This is a genomic window from Paenarthrobacter sp. DKR-5, assembly GCF_018531425.1.
Classification (GTDB): Bacteria; Actinomycetota; Actinomycetes; order Actinomycetales; family Micrococcaceae; genus DKR-5.
Genome location: NZ_JAHBOI010000004.1, coordinates 59,375 through 73,317, shown reverse-complemented (window position 1 = coordinate 73,317; position 13,943 = coordinate 59,375). Strand labels below are relative to the sequence as shown.

14 protein-coding genes are annotated in these 13,943 nt (G+C 69.2%); 8 read left to right on the top strand and 6 right to left on the bottom strand.

Annotated elements, in window-relative coordinates:
- Positions 1-171: 171 nt before the first annotated feature.
- From KIH31_RS09595 to KIH31_RS09580, 4 genes are read right to left on the bottom strand one after another with little or no spacing between them, the layout of a single operon-like run.
- A complete protein-coding gene (locus KIH31_RS09595; RefSeq protein ID WP_214426909.1) occupies positions 172-1,131 on the bottom strand; it encodes an ABC transporter substrate-binding protein in 960 nt (319 codons plus the stop codon).
- A complete protein-coding gene (locus KIH31_RS09590) occupies positions 1,128-1,877 on the bottom strand; it encodes an ABC transporter permease (protein ID WP_214426908.1) in 750 nt (249 codons plus the stop codon). The genes KIH31_RS09595 and KIH31_RS09590 overlap by 4 nt, the downstream gene beginning before the upstream one ends.
- Positions 1,874-2,545 (bottom strand): ABC transporter permease, encoded by a 672-nt coding sequence (locus tag KIH31_RS09585; RefSeq protein ID WP_214426907.1) that lies wholly within the window; start codon positions 2,543-2,545, stop codon positions 1,874-1,876. The genes KIH31_RS09590 and KIH31_RS09585 overlap by 4 nt, the downstream gene beginning before the upstream one ends.
- On the bottom strand, positions 2,545-3,633 hold the full coding sequence (locus KIH31_RS09580; RefSeq protein ID WP_284675997.1) for an ABC transporter ATP-binding protein: 1,089 nt from the start codon (positions 3,631-3,633) through the stop codon (positions 2,545-2,547). Before KIH31_RS09580 ends, KIH31_RS09585 begins: the two co-directional genes overlap by 1 nt.
- Positions 3,634-3,705: 72 nt before the next feature.
- Here KIH31_RS09580 and KIH31_RS09575 point away from each other — a divergent pair, with 72 nt between their 5' ends.
- The 7 genes from KIH31_RS09575 to KIH31_RS09545 all read left to right on the top strand — a co-directional run bounded on the left by KIH31_RS09575 (position 3,706) and on the right by KIH31_RS09545 (position 10,887).
- Positions 3,706-4,677, top strand: a complete 972-nt coding sequence (locus tag KIH31_RS09575) for a pirin family protein (RefSeq protein WP_214426906.1) — start codon at positions 3,706-3,708, stop codon at positions 4,675-4,677.
- A gap of 174 nt (positions 4,678-4,851) precedes the next feature.
- Positions 4,852-5,841, top strand: coding sequence for a 2-keto-3-deoxygluconate permease (locus KIH31_RS09570; protein ID WP_214426905.1), 990 nt, complete (start codon positions 4,852-4,854; stop codon positions 5,839-5,841).
- Positions 5,838-7,031 (top strand): four-carbon acid sugar kinase family protein, encoded by a 1,194-nt coding sequence (locus KIH31_RS09565; protein ID WP_214426904.1) that lies wholly within the window; start codon positions 5,838-5,840, stop codon positions 7,029-7,031. The genes KIH31_RS09570 and KIH31_RS09565 overlap by 4 nt, the downstream gene beginning before the upstream one ends.
- Positions 7,031-8,035 (top strand): 4-hydroxythreonine-4-phosphate dehydrogenase PdxA, encoded by a 1,005-nt coding sequence (gene pdxA / locus KIH31_RS09560; RefSeq protein WP_214426903.1) that lies wholly within the window; start codon positions 7,031-7,033, stop codon positions 8,033-8,035. Before KIH31_RS09565 ends, pdxA begins: the two co-directional genes overlap by 1 nt.
- On the top strand, positions 8,036-8,803 hold the full coding sequence (locus KIH31_RS09555; protein WP_214426902.1) for a DeoR/GlpR family DNA-binding transcription regulator: 768 nt from the start codon (positions 8,036-8,038) through the stop codon (positions 8,801-8,803).
- A 54-nt stretch (positions 8,804-8,857) separates the two neighbouring features.
- The gene (locus KIH31_RS09550; protein WP_374224866.1) at positions 8,858-9,604 is read left to right on the top strand and encodes an ABC transporter ATP-binding protein; all 747 of its coding nucleotides are present in this window, start codon (positions 8,858-8,860) and stop codon (positions 9,602-9,604) included.
- Positions 9,601-10,887 (top strand): ABC transporter permease, encoded by a 1,287-nt coding sequence (locus KIH31_RS09545; protein WP_214426901.1) that lies wholly within the window; start codon positions 9,601-9,603, stop codon positions 10,885-10,887. The genes KIH31_RS09550 and KIH31_RS09545 overlap by 4 nt, the downstream gene beginning before the upstream one ends.
- Before the next feature lie 40 nt (positions 10,888-10,927).
- Here KIH31_RS09545 and KIH31_RS09540 read toward each other — a convergent pair whose 3' ends face one another.
- A complete protein-coding gene (locus KIH31_RS09540) occupies positions 10,928-11,857 on the bottom strand; it encodes a BadF/BadG/BcrA/BcrD ATPase family protein (RefSeq protein ID WP_307857605.1) in 930 nt (309 codons plus the stop codon).
- A gap of 48 nt (positions 11,858-11,905) precedes the next feature.
- Here KIH31_RS09540 and KIH31_RS09535 point away from each other — a divergent pair, with 48 nt between their 5' ends.
- The gene (locus KIH31_RS09535; protein WP_307857604.1) at positions 11,906-12,910 is read left to right on the top strand and encodes a nitronate monooxygenase; all 1,005 of its coding nucleotides are present in this window, start codon (positions 11,906-11,908) and stop codon (positions 12,908-12,910) included.
- Here the strand turns inward: KIH31_RS09535 and KIH31_RS09530 are convergent.
- Positions 12,907-13,929, bottom strand: a complete 1,023-nt coding sequence (locus KIH31_RS09530; RefSeq protein WP_214426899.1) for a LysR family transcriptional regulator — start codon at positions 13,927-13,929, stop codon at positions 12,907-12,909. The two genes, KIH31_RS09535 and KIH31_RS09530, sit on opposite strands and share 4 nt — an antisense overlap.
- Positions 13,930-13,943 lie beyond the last annotated feature (14 nt).

Genomic DNA, 13,943 nt, shown 5'->3' with positions numbered 1-13,943 from the left:
TCACTGCCCGGCGGGCGGCTGCCGTGCCCGCAATACCAATCGCTAAAAACTGGACTGTTACGCCATGGCCGCGCAGAGCGGGCCGCGCCCAGTACGCCGCGGCCACCCACAGCGAAGGGTCCCCGGCAGCTGACGGCTGCCGGGGACCCTTCTGGTGCTGCAGGGAATGCCTTACTTGACGATGCCCTTGTCCTTCAGCCAGGCGGCGGCCGCGGCCTTCGGGTCCTGCTTCTGGCTGCCGCTCACGGCGCGGTTGAGATTGATCAGGTCATCGGTGGTCAGGGCCTGGGAGACCTTGTTCAGGGCTTCCTTGGCCTTGTCGTCGATCTTGTCCTTCTTCACCAGCGGCAGCACCTGCTGGGCGATGAAGTTGTTCTTCGGGTCATCGAGCACCACCAGGTCGTTGTCCGCGATCGACGGCGTGGTGGTGTAGATGTCCGCCACCTGCACGTTGTCCGAGAGCAGCGCCTGCAGGGTCACCGGGCCGCCGCCGTCCTTGAACGGCTCCAGCTTCTTGGGCACGCAGTCGTAGTTCTTCTTCAGGCCCGGCAGCCCGTAGGCCCGCTCGGCGAAGGTGGCCGGAGCGCCGATGGTGAGTTCGCCGCAGACCTTGGCCATGTCCGCGATGGACTTCAGGTTGTACTTCTGCGCGGTGGCCTTGGTGACCACCATCGCGTCCTTGTCCTCGGCCTTGGAGGCATCGAGGACGGCGAGGTCGGACGGGAGCTTCCCCGGCAGCGCCTTGACGATGTCGTCGGCGGAGACCTGGGTGGCGTTCTTGTCGATGTACAGCAGCAGGTTGCCGCTGTAGTCCGGGACGACGTCGATCGAGCCGTCCTGGACGGCCTTGTAGTAGACCTCGCGGGAGCCGATGTTCGGCTTGGTCACAGCCTTGACGCCGGCGGCGTTCAACGCTCCCGCGTACAGCTCCGCGATGATCTGGCTTTCGGTGAAGTCCGCCGAGCCGATGGTCAGCGTGCCGCTTGCCCCGCCGCCGGAGCCGCTGCTGGCCGGCGCGTTGCTCAGCGGGTTGGAGTTGCTCCCGCAGGCGCTGAGCACCAGGGCGAGGCCGACGCCGGCGGCCAGGCCGGCGAATCCCCGCCGGGTGGTTGTCAGAGTTGTGTGTTTCATTCCGTGCCTCCTTGGGCGCCCGCCGGGAGCGGTCCGCTTTCTACAATTGCGGCGTCCGCCGGGCGGCGTCCGCTTCGCAGTCCTGGTGAAACCAACATCTTCTGGATGAAAGCCAGTATTCCATCCATGAGCAGTGCGAGCGCGGCTACCAGCACCGCACCGCCGAGCATGCGCGGGAAGTCCTGCAGGTCCAGTCCGTCCAGCAGGTACCGGCCGAAGCCGCCCAGATTGGTGAACGCCACGACGGTGACCGTCGCGATCACCTGAAGCACGGCGGTCCGGAACCCGCCGAAGAACACGGGCAGCGCATTTGGTGCCTCGACCTTGAACAGCACCTGCAGCTCGTTCATGCCCATGCTCCGGGCTGCGTCCACGACATTCCGGTCCACGGCGGCGATGCCGGAGTAGGTGCCGGCCAGCAGGGGCGGGACCGTCAGGATCACGAGCGCCCAGATGGGCGGCATCAGGCCGATCCCGGCCAGCAGCACGAAGAGCGTGAGCAGGCCCAGCGTCGGGATGGCGCGCAGGGCACCCGCGACGGCGACGGCGAGCACCCGCCCCCGTCCGGTGTGGCCGACGTAGAGCCCGACGGGGACCGCTATGGCCGCGGCGATCAGCACCGTGAGCCCGGTGTACAGCAGGTGCTCCCCCAGCCGGGCCGGGATGCCTTCGGAACCGGACCAGTGCTCCGGGTCAGTGAACCATGCCGCCGTCTGGACGAGGATGTTGCCGCTGGAGTCGCTCATGCGGCACCTCCCGCCGGGATGCCCGCTCGGGGCGCTCCCGCCCGCGTCCACGGCGTCAGCACCCGTTCCAGCAGCACCAACAGGGTGTCCATGACGACGGCCAGGAACAGGATCGCGCCGATGCCCACGATGATCTCAGTGACGAAGTTCCGCTGCAGGCCGTCGGTGAAGAGGATGCCGAGGTTGCCCACGCCGAGCAGCGCCGCGACGCTGACCAGGGAAATGTTGCTCACCGACACCACGCGCAGGCCGGCGATCAGGACCGGCAGGGACAGGGGCAGGTCCACGGTGAGGAACCGGGCCAACGGCTTGTAGCCCATCGCCACGGCGGCCTGGCGCGTGTCGCCGTCCACGGAGTCGAAGGCGTCGATGGTGGAGCGGACCAGCAGCGCCACCGCGTACAGCGTCAGGGCCACCACCACATTCACGGGGTCCAGGATGCGGGTCCCCAGAACCACCGGCAGGATGATGAACAGCGCCAGTGAGGGGATCGTGTAGAGCAGCGAGCTCGCTGTGAGGATGACGCCGCGGACCGCGCGCTGCTGGCGGGCCAGCTGGCCCAGCGGGATCGCAATGATCAGCCCGAAGACCAGGGGCAGCAGGGCGAGGTAGAGGTGCTGGATGCTCAGGCCCAGCACGTAGTCGAAGTTCGTCAGCAGCCAGTTCATCAGGCGCCGCCCTCGCGGGCGAGGCGGTCCGCCTCGATGCGGCCGAGCACCTCGTCGGCCCTGACGACGCCGGTGACACGGCCGGCCTCGTCCACGGCGACCCCGAGACCAGCGGGCGAAGACAAGGCCGCGTCCAGCGCCCGCCGCAGGGTCTGGCCCGCCCCGTACAGCGAGCCGCCCGGCACGAGCTCCGCACCGCGCGCGGGCGAGGCCCAGCCGAGCGGCCTGCGCTCGCCGTCGACCACCAGCCGCCACTGCCCGTCAGCGGACGCGCCCAGCTGGTCCATCGTGATCGTGGGCACCTCGTGCACCTGCACGCCGCTGCCGTCCGCGAAGGAAAGGTGCCGGAAACCTCTGTCGCGGCCAACGAACTCCGCCACGAAGTCATCCACCGGTGCGCGCAGAATCTCTTCCGGCGCGGCGTACTGGGCCAGCCGGCCGCCGACGGAGAAGACGGCCACCTTGTCACCGAGCACCGTGGCCTCGTCAATGTCGTGGGTGACGAAGACGATGGTCTTGGCCAGGTCCTTTTGCAGCCGCAGCAGTTCCTTCTGCAGCTCGTCCCGGACTACCGGATCCACGGCCGAGAACGGCTCGTCCATGAGCAGCACGGGCGGATCCGCGGCGAGCGCGCGCGCCACGCCGACGCGCTGCTGCTGGCCCCCGGAGAGCTGGCTTGGGTAGCGACGGCCGAGGTTGGCGGCGAGGCCGACGACGTCGAGCAGTTCCTCGGCGCGGCGGCGCGCCTGCCGGCGGGGGACGCCGTTCAGCCGCGGGACGGTGGCGATGTTGTCCAGCACGGTCCGGTGCGGCAGCAGCCCGGAGGACTGCATGACGTATCCCATCGAGCGGCGCAGGGCCGCCGCCGGCTGGGAGGCGATGTCCCGGCCGCCGACCGTGATGGTGCCGGACGTCGGTTCGACCATGCGGTTGATCATTCGCAGCGTGGTGGTTTTGCCGCACCCCGAGGGGCCGACGAGGACGGTGATGGCACCCTTGTCGATCTCCATGTTCAGGTTCTCGACCGCGGGCTGGCCGCTTTGATACTGCTTCGTGACGCCCCTGAACACGATCATTGGTTCGGCCATTTAGTAACCATACTTGGCGTCGTGCCGCAAAATCACCTGCCGCAGCCGCTCCAGCCGGGCCTACAGTGGGTTGTGACCAATTTGGAACCAAACCCGGTCGAAAACCTCTGTCCCGCCGGGCCCGCCGCCGAAGCAGGCCTGCAGCTCTGGCCGGCACGGAAGGTGCCGCTCGGCGGCGTACGTGCGATGACCGTGGAACGCACGCTCCCCCAGCGGGGCCTGCCCACCATCGGCGCCTGGTGCTTCCTGGACCACTTCGGTCCGGACGAGGTCTCGATGCGCGTCCTGCCGCACCCGCACATGGGCCTGCAAACCGTCACCTGGCCGCTCGCCGGAACGATCAGGCACCGCGACAGCCTGGGCAGCAACGTGCTGGTGCGGCCCGCCGAGCTGAACATCATGACCGCCGGGCACGGAATTTCGCACTCCGAGTTCTCCGAACACGGCCCGGCACCGGAGCTGCTCCGCGGTCTGCAGTTCTGGATCGCGCTGCCGGAGGAAGCACGGCACCAGGAGCCGCGGTTCGAGCAGCACACAGACCTGCCGCAGGTTGCCGGGGACGGTTACACCGCAACCGTGATCATCGGCACCTTCGACGGCACCGCCTCCCCGGCCACCGTGCACTCCGACCTCGTGGGCGCCGAGCTCACGGCCGGCCCCGGCGCCATCGACCTGCCCCTGGACCCGGAATTCGAGCATGGCCTGCTGGTGCTCGACGGCGCGCTCACAGTGGACGGCCAGCTGCTCGAACCCGGGCCGCTGGCCTATCTAGGTGAGGGACGGTCCTCGCTGCGGGCCGCGACCGACGACGGCGCCCGGTTCATGCTGCTCGGCGGCCGGCCCTTCCGGGAGGACCTGGTGATGTGGTGGAACTTCGTCGGCCGCAGCCACGAGGAGATCGACAGGGCCCGCAGCGAGTGGGAGGCCGGCGCCGCCCGGTTCGGGGAGGTGGCCGGACACGGGCCCGACGCCGGCGACAGGGCCGGGCGCATCCCGGCTCCCCCGCTGCCGCAGGTCCGGCTGACGCCGCGGAAACGGACCTGACCGTAGGCATCGTCAACCCTTAATTCAGCCGCGCAAGGGAGCCGCTCACAGTTCTGCACGCTCAGAACACGCGTGTTTAGTGCAAAAGGATTGCGCGAATCGCGCGGTTTCCGTAGCATCATGCTGTCGCGCCGCAGGCGGCGGCACATCCCGACTCCAACAATGAGGTTGACTATGTCCATTCCGATCAAAGCCGGCATCGAAAAGGTTCCCGGCGGCATGATGCTTGTCCCGCTGCTCATCGGCGCATTGATCGCCACCGTCGCGCCGGCCACGGCGACGTTCTTCGGCTCCTTTACGGGTGCGCTCTTCACCGGAGGAACGACGATTCTGGCAGTCTTCTACGTCTGCATGGGTGCCAGCATCGACATCAAGGCAACGCCTTACATCCTGAAGAAGGGCGGCGTGCTGCTCGGAAGCAAGATTCTCTTCGCCGTCCTCGTCGGGGTCATTGCCGGACGCTTCATGGGCGAACTGCCGATCAACGGCGGCCTGCTGACGGGACTGTCGGTGCTCGCGATCGTGGCTGCCCTCAACGACACCAACGGCGGCATGTACATGGCCCTGATGGGGCAATACGGCAAACCGAAGGACGTTGCAGCCTACTCCGTCATGACTCTTGAATCCGGCCCGTTCCTCACGATGGTGACCCTTGGCGTGGCCGGGCTCTCCGCGTTTCCCTGGCAGGCACTCGTGGGGGCCATCATCCCGCTGGTGCTCGGCGCCGTGCTCGGCGGCCTCGATCCCGCCATGCGCAGGTTCCTGACCGCTGCAACGCCGGTACTGATCCCGTTCTTCGCCCTTGCGCTCGGCTTTGGCCTCAACCTGCAGAAGGTGGTGAGTGCCGGGCTGCTGGGCATCGCCCTGGGCCTTTTCGTCCTCTTCGTCGGCGGTGCGGTGCTCTTCGCCGCCGACAAGGTGACGGGCGGCTCCGGCCTGGGTGGACTGGCCGCCGCAACGACGGCCGGAAACGCCGCAACGGTGCCCATGCTCGTGGCGGCCGCCAATCCGGCGTACCAGGAAGCCGCAGGCCCAGCCACTGTCCTCGTGTCGGCAGCGGTCATCGTGACGTCGATTGGATGTCCGCTTATGGTGGCCTGGTACGCCAAGCGCCTGTCCGCGACGAAAGCACCGTCGCGGAAGATGGCGGTCGCGGCGAAGTGAACCAGCCCCGTATCCGTCCCTGGACGATCATCGCCGACGACCTGACCGGGGCCGCCGACGCGGCTGCCGGCTCCGCGGGCCCCAGCGCGATCGTTCTGGACATTGGCGGCCGGTGGCCTGAGGCGGAGGTCCTGGCCGTCAACACGGAGACCCGCTACCGACCCGTCTCAGAGGCGGCGGCCGCCGTCGCCCATGCCGCTCGGCGCTCCCAGGAACTCGACCGCAGGACGTTCAAGAAGATCGACAGTCTGTTGCGGGGAAACCCGGGCGCCGAGATTGCCTCCGTGCTCTCCGAACTCAGCGCGGGAGGCCGGGGACTGGCCGTGGTCGCCCCCGCCTTCCCTGCGACCGGCCGCACTACCGTGAACGGCGTGGTCCACGTGCACGGGACTGCCCATTCGGCCGGCCGATTCGAAGGAAGCGTCCTGCAGGCGCTCGCCGCAGCGGACCTGGAAGCCGTCCTCGTGCGCGCCGACGTCGCCGGCGGCGCGGAGGCCTTTGCGCAGCAACTGGAGACGCTGCTGCGCAAAGGCGTGCGCGCAGCCGTGGTGGACGTGGAAACGGACGAAGAGCTGGAACTCATCGCCCGCGCGGCCGAGCTGGTGCAGGCGCCCGTGCTGTTGGCAGGCTCCGGCGGCTTGGCGCACCACCTCAACGAACGGTCTCCCCGGACGTCACAGCCGCTGCGCTTCCCGCGGCCCTCAAGGGTGCTGGCCGTCGTGGGAAGCTACTCGGAGCTTGCACGGACGCAGCTGCGCGCCCTGGTCGACGCCGGGAGCCGCCAAGTGGTGTTACGCCCGGAGGCGCCCGAGGCCGCGCAGGTCCAGGCGGACCTGGCGGAAGCGATCGCCTCCTGGGACGTCGTCCTGGCACCTGACCCCGCAGCGGTGGTGGACAAGGCGCGAGCACCGCTGGTGGCCGGCGCACTTGCAGCCGCAGCCGCTGCGGTCGCGGCTGACTGCGACGTGCTGGTGCTCACCGGGGGTGAGACCGCGCGGGCCGTGCTGGATGCCTTGGGCGTCACGCACATGACGGTGCTCGGCGAGATTGAGCCCGGGGTCGTGCTGAACGAACTTCCCGGCGACCTGCCCCTCGTGGTTACCAAAGCCGGGTCCTTCGGCGACACCGGCACGCTCGCGAGAACGATAGAAACCATCAAGAAGAACACCAACGAAACGAGTAACAGCTAATGGGACGCCCCATCGTCGCCATCACCATGGGTGATGCTGCAGGAATTGGACCGGAGATCGTTGCCAAGGCAATGGCCGATGCCGAACTGCGCACCAAGGCCAGGATCCTCGTGATCGGCGATCTCCGCCGGATGCAGCTGGCGCTCGACGTCGTAGCGAGCCCGCTCAGCATCAACCGCGTGGCCGGCCCGGCCGAGGCAACCTTCAGGGAAGGCAGCATCGACGTCCTCGACATCGACTGCATTCCCCCGGACCTCGCCTGGGGAGAGCTCTCCGCCCAGGCGGGCCACGGAGCGTACCTGTTCATTGAGAAAGCGGTGGCGTTGGCGATGAACCAGGAAGTGGACGCCATCTGCACGGGCCCGCTCAACAAAGCGGCGCTCCACGCGGCCGGCCACAAGTATCCGGGCCACACCGAACTGCTCGCCGCCCTGACGGGAACCGAGGAGGTCTCGATGATGCTCACGGCACCGAAAATGCGCGTCATCCACGTGACAACGCACATCGGGCTGATTGACGCCATCGCCAAGATCGACGGCGACCTGGTGTACCGCACCATCAAGCGCGGGCACGAGCTGCTGGTCACGTCCGGTATCGAGAATCCGCGCATCGCCGTGTGCGCGATCAACCCGCACGCCGGGGAGGGCGGCCTGTTCGGCTACGGGGAGGAAGAGGAGAAGATCCAGCCGGGGATAGCGAAGGCCCAAAGCGAAGGAATCGACGCCATCGGACCCCTGCCTGCTGACACGCTCTTCTTCCTTGCCGGACGCGGCGACTTTGACCTTGTGGTGGCGCAGTACCACGACCAGGGCCACGGACCCGTGAAGGTCCTCGGCCTGGAAAACGGGGTCAACATCACCGTCGGCCTGCCCGTGGTGCGCACCTCGGTTGACCACGGAACGGCCTTCGACATTGCCGGAAAAAACCTCGCGGACCACGAATCGCTCCTGGAGGCCCTCCGCCAGGCAGTGGACCTGGCCCCCGCGCGCAGCGAGAATCGGTAGGTGAGCGCAAAGAAACGACGAGCCCAGATTGCGGAGCTCCTCCAGGAACGGCCTGTCAGCGTCGAAGAGCTGGCGGGCCGTTTCGCCGTCTCCCTGTCCACCATCAGGCGCGACCTCGAGACCATGGCAGGAACCGGCCGGATCATCCGGACCTACGGCGGGGCACGCACCGCGGCCACCGGTGAACGCAGCCTTCAGGAACGCGAATCAATCGCGACGGCGCAAAAGTCGGCTATCGGTGCGCTTGCCTTGTCCTTCGTCCGCCCCGGCTCGGTGAACATCCTGGACGCCGGCACGACGACGGGGGCGCTCGCCAGCAGGCTGGTCGACTACGAGGGGATCACCGTCATCACGAACGGGCTAACCACCACGAGGCTGCTCGAGCACAGCGACGGCGTGGAGTTGGTCGTGCTGGGCGGCACGCTGCGCCACGTCAGCTCGGGCTTGGTGGGTCCATTGGCCGAGCAAGCGATGAGTGCCATTACCGCTGACGCCGCCTTCCTTGGCGCGGACGGTGTAGTCGCCGGCCGCGGCCTGTCAGAGGGGACACCGGAGCAGGCGGCACTGAAGCGCAAGATGGTCGAGAACGCGCGCGAGATCTTCGTGCTGGCCGACTACACGAAGCTTGGGCTCGAAAGCTCGCACTGGTGGACGCCGCTGGAACGGCCCTGGACCCTGGTCACGGACGACGAGGCGACGGAGAGCCAGCTGGAACCCTTCCGCAGGTTGGGAAATGTCGAAATCCAGATCGCACCCGCCCGGCCCTGACGCCGTCGGCGCCCGGTGCCGCATCCAGCACATCCCCAGCGACCGGTACTAGGTTTGGCCGTGAACACTCCCCCGCCGGATCCCTCCGAGATTGGATTCCCGATGCCCGTGCCGATCCTGGCCGCCCGCGACCTGACCAAGTCGTACGGCCGCGGCCCCGACCGCTTTGATGCCCTCAAAGGCGTCTCCCTGACCATCGACCGAGGCGATTCCGTCGCCATCGTCGGCAAGAGCGGTTCCGGCAAATCGACCCTGATGCACCTGCTCGCGCTGCTGGACACCCCCGACGGCGGAACGATCGACGTCGACGGCACCGAGGCGCGGAGCCTGGCCGGACGCCGGCTGAACGCACTGCGGAATTCCATGTTCGGGTTCGTGTTCCAGCAGTTCTTCCTGAACCCGTCCTCCAGCGTCCTGGAGAACGTGGTGCTCCCGCTCAAGATCGCGGGGGTCGGCGCAAAGGAGCGGCGTGCCCGCGGCATGGCTGTGCTGGAACAGCTCGAGCTGGCGGACAAAGCCAAGAACAAAGGGGCGAACCTCTCGGGCGGCCAAAAGCAGCGCGTGGTGATCGCCCGGGCGCTGGTGAACAATCCGCAGGTGCTTTTCGCCGACGAACCGACCGGCAATCTGGACACCGCCACCGGGCGCATCGTCGAGGACATCCTCTTCGGACTGAACCGGGACCACGGCATCACCCTGATCACCGTCACCCACGACCACGACCTGGCCGCCCGCTTCGCCCGGCGCCTGTTCATCCGCGACGGCGTGCTGATCCCCACCGACGAGGAGCACGCGGCATGAAGCCCATGGACATCCTGAAGACAGCCGTCACGAACAGCTTCCGCAGCAAGCTGCGCACCTCGCTGACCATCCTGGCGATCTTCGTCGGCGCATTCACCCTCACCATCACCAACGGCCTGGGAACCGGCATCTCGAACTACATCGACACCCAGATCGCCGCGGTCGGCTCCAGCAACGCCTTCACAGTGACCAAGACCGACACCAGCGGGACACCGGGGTCCGGCCCGCAGAAGTACGACCCGGCCAGCAGGCGGGTCGCGGCTGGCGGCCGGCCGGGCAGCACCGCCCTCGTGCTCGCCCAGTCCGATCTTGACGCCATCGGCAGGATCAGCGGCATCACGGGGGTCAGCCCCGTGACCAGGCTCAGCCCGGACTACATCCAGTGGGCCGGCCACGACAAGTACCAGCTCTCGGTCAGCCCGCTGGCCGGCGCCACCCCGCAGCTCGACGCCGGGTCCGGACTCGACGAGGCCGGCAGCCAGCCGCAGCTCATCCTGCCCTCCAGCTACGTCGCTCCCCTGGGCTTCGCCGGGGAAGCCCAGGCAGTTGGCCAGGACACCGTCATCGGCATCACCGACGCCACCGGCAAGGCGCACACGGTCACGGCCCGGATCGCCGGAGTCCAGCAGAGCGCCCTGCTCAGCGCCGGCGGCGCGTTCATCAACAAGGCCTTGTCCACCGCCCTCGCCGACGCCCAGGACACCGGGGCGCCGGCCGCGGCGAAGACAACCTGGACGGCCGCCACCGCGACGTTCGCGCCGTCGTCCTCTCGCCAGGTCCAGGACATGAAGTCCAAGCTCGCGGCGGCCGGCTACACGGCTCAGACCCTCGATGACAGGATCGGCACCGTCCGGACCGTCATCAACGGGATCATCGGTGTGCTCGACGCGTTCGCCGTGATCGCCCTGATCGCTGCAGGCTTCGGCATCGTGAACACGCTGCTGATGTCCGTGCAGGAACGCACCCGGGAGATCGGCCTGATGAAGGCCATGGGCATGGGCAGCGGCTCCGTCTTCGCCCTGTTCAGCACCGAGGCTGCGTTCATCGGCTTCCTGGGCAGCGCCATCGGCTCCGCCGCCGCGATCGGCCTGGGAACCGCCGTCAGCGGCGCCCTGGCCCGCGGCCCGCTCAGCGACCTCGCGGGCCTGCAGATCCTCGCCTTCGCGCCGTTGTCCGTCGCCGCGGTGATCCTGCTGGTCATGGCGATCGCCTTCCTCGCCGGGACCCTGCCGGCATGGCGGGCGGCGCGGCAGAACCCGATCGACGCGCTGCGCTACGAATAGCCGGTGCCGGGCCGGTCCGTGCCGGGCCGGGTCTCCGTCGTTAGGCGAAGGCCGGGTCCTCGGCGAGGAAAAGCGTGCCGAACACCGGATCGGCGTCCAGCACACGCACGTCCGTGCAGCCGGCCGCGGCCAGGTGCCGCCGGAAGGCGTCCTGGAGCGCCGGTTGATTCTCGCCCACGCCGCCGCCGATGATCACCGGACCGGTCAGGCCCAGCTGTCCGGCCACCTCGGCGGCGAGCGCCGCCAGGTCTGTGCCGCCCTGTTCGATCATGGCCGCGGCGGCTTGGTGGCCGGCCGCGGCGGCGTCGAAGACCACGGAGCCGAGGGACGCCCAGTAGTGCCTGCCCTTGTCCCCGTGGAACAGCCGGATCAGGTCATTGGGGTCCTGCAGCCCGCAGCGCTCGAGCACGGCCCGGCTCAGGGCGTCCGGTTCCTGGCCCTGGTTCATCCGGCGCAGGCTGTACCGGACGGCTTCCCGGCCGAACCAGTAGCCGCTGCCCTCGTCTCCGAGCAGGTAGCCCCAGCCGCCCGCCCGGGCCTGGACGCCGTCGGCGTTGATGCCCCAGGCTGCGGAACCCGTTCCGGCGATCACGGCGATGCCGGTGCGGGCCCGGCCGGCGGCAAGGATCAGCCAGGAGTCGTGCACGATGCTGATCCGGGCGCCGGGGACATGCGGGGAGATCAGCCCGGCCAGCGCGCGCTTGTCCTCTTCCGTGTCGATCCCGCCCGAGCCGGCGATGACCCGGCTGACGCCGTCGGCGCCGAGTACGGCGAAAAGATCCGCAAGCTGGCATGCCGCGTCCTCGCGGGTGGTGTTCTGCACGTTGGCGCTGCCGACCCGGTGGTCGGCGACGACCTGGCCGTCCACGACCTTGATGCCGCGCGTCTTGCTGCCGCCGATGTCCAGTCCGATGAAGGCTCCGGAAGCATCGGAAGCGGGGACGGGCGGCAGGTCGGCTGAAATATCCACCCCCATAGACTACTGAGAGGTTCCCGCTCCTTTGTACCGGAGGTCACAGTGTTCGAATCAGCCGTCATCGCCGCCCCCATGGCCGGAGGGCCGTCGGGGCCTGCGCTCGTTACCGCCGTCGCCGGCGCCGGGGGCTTTGGATTCCTCGCCGGCGGCTACAAGACCGCCACGGCGCTGGCGGAGGAAATCCGGGCAGTGCGCCCGCTGGATGCTGCCTTCGGCGTGAACCTTTTCGTGCCCTCCGCGGCTGAGCCGGACGTGAATGCCTTGAACGCGTACCGCGCGGAACTTGAGCCCGAGGCGCGGCGCTACGGCGTGGAACTGCCGCCGTTGCGTGGCGCCGACGACGACGGCTGGGACCAGAAGACAGCCCTGCTCCTGGAGGATCCAGTGCCGGTAGTGAGTTTCACCTTCGGCCTGCCGCCCGCCGGTGTGGTCGCGGCCCTGCGCAAAGCCGGGTCCATTGTCCTCGCGAGCGTGACGTCGGTGGCCGAAGCGCTGGCGGCGGCGGACGTGGGCGTGGACGCGCTCGTGGTCCAGCATTCCTCGGCCGGTTCGCACACCGCGGCGTTCCTCCCGGCGCCGGCGGAGTCCGCGGCGGATTCTGCCGCCCTGGTTGCGGCCGTGCGGCACGCCGTCGCCCTGCCGCTGGTCGCCGCCGGAGGGATCGGCGACGGCGCGGGCCTGCGACGGGTGCTGGACGCCGGGGCGGTCGCCGCCCAGCTGGGCACGGCCTTCCTCCGGACACCGGAAAGCGGTGCCCGGCAACTGCACAAGGACGCCCTCGCAGATGCGGGCTACACCGAAACGGTCCTGACGCGTGCCTTCACCGGCAAACCGGCCCGTGCCCTGGTGAACAGGTTTGTCCGGGAACATTCCGCGCATGCGCCGGCCGCCTATCCGATGGTCCACCACCTCACCGCGCCGATCAGGGCAGCGGCCGCCGCCCAGGGCGATGCGGACGGTCTGAATCTCTGGGCCGGCACCGGCTGGCGCCACTCGCGGGACCTCCCCGCGGCCGAGGTGGTGCAGGGGTTCCTCGGCGCGCTCTAGTCCGGCCGCTGCTGCGCCAGCGGCTGCTGCGCGGGGTGCGGTCCCGGCTCCTGGAACATCGTCCGCAGCATCCTGCGTCCCTCGCCCAGCACCAGCCCGCGGAAGAGCGCCACCTGGGGCGGCTCGCCCAGGGCGGTGCGCCAGACCAGGCCGATTTCGCGGAAGGCCCCCTCGTCGCGGAGCCGGAGCTCGGCGAACCCGAGGCCCGGTGCGGAAATGTTCGGGTGCTCGGAGCGCGACGGCGGCAGCACCGCGACCCCCAGGCCTGCCGCCACCAGGCCGCGCAGCGTGTGCGAGTCCTGCCCCTCGAAGGCCACGGCCGGCTTGAACCCTGCCTGGCGGCAGAGCGCGTCCGTGATCCCCCGCATGCCGAACCCCCGCTCGAGCATGACAAACGGTTCGCCCCGGACCTCCGCGAGGTCCACCGCCGAGCCGCGGGCCAACCGGTGCCCGCGCGGCACCACCAGCCGCACCGGCTCCCGGTACAGCACCTCGCTGCCCTGGTCGCGTCCAGCCGGCGGCACCGGGGACACAATCGCCACATCAGCCTTGTCCTCGCCCAAGGCGTCCAGGCAGCTGCTGCGGCTGCCCTGCCGGAGCTGGAACCGCACCGCAGGATGCTGCTCGCTGAAGCGGCGCACGAGCAGCGGCACCGTGGCCTCGCCGAAGGTGTTCTGGAAGGCCACCCGGACCAGGCCCCGGGCCTCCTCCCGGCGGGAGTGCAGCGCGTCCACACCCAGCTGCAGCTGGGCCAGGGCGGTGCGCACCGCCGGCAGCAGCGCCTCCGCCGCGGGCGTCAGGCTGATTCCACGTCCCTGCTTGCGCACCAGTTCGGTGCCGACGACGGCGGAGGCCCGGGCGAGGGCCCGGCTGACCGTGGGCTGAGGCAGGCCGAGGAGCTCCGCTGCGGCGGTGACATGCCGGGTCTGGCCCACGGCGTCGAGCACCGGCAGGTAGGGCAGCAGCCGCGCGACATCGCGGTGCAAGGGGCCGGACGGGCGCGCTTCCTCGCTATTCATGCTGAAATGCTATA

Bases quoted from the DNA above. Each gene is read 5' to 3' on its own strand.
- KIH31_RS09580 (WP_284675997.1), bottom strand. From the start codon at position 3,633: ATGGCCGAACCAATGATCGTGTTCAGGGGCGTCACGAAGCAGTATCAA.
- KIH31_RS09545 (WP_214426901.1), top strand. From the start codon at position 9,601: ATGAAGCCCATGGACATCCTGAAGACAGCCGTCACGAACAGCTTCCGC.
- KIH31_RS09530 (WP_214426899.1), bottom strand. From the start codon at position 13,929: ATGAATAGCGAGGAAGCGCGCCCGTCCGGCCCCTTGCACCGCGATGTC.
- KIH31_RS09590 (WP_214426908.1), bottom strand. From the start codon at position 1,877: ATGAGCGACTCCAGCGGCAACATCCTCGTCCAGACGGCGGCATGGTTC.
- KIH31_RS09595 (WP_214426909.1), bottom strand. From the start codon at position 1,131: ATGAAACACACAACTCTGACAACCACCCGGCGGGGATTCGCCGGCCTG.
- KIH31_RS09570 (WP_214426905.1), top strand. From the start codon at position 4,852: ATGTCCATTCCGATCAAAGCCGGCATCGAAAAGGTTCCCGGCGGCATG.
- pdxA (WP_214426903.1), top strand. From the start codon at position 7,031: ATGGGACGCCCCATCGTCGCCATCACCATGGGTGATGCTGCAGGAATT.
- KIH31_RS09585 (WP_214426907.1), bottom strand. From the start codon at position 2,545: ATGAACTGGCTGCTGACGAACTTCGACTACGTGCTGGGCCTGAGCATC.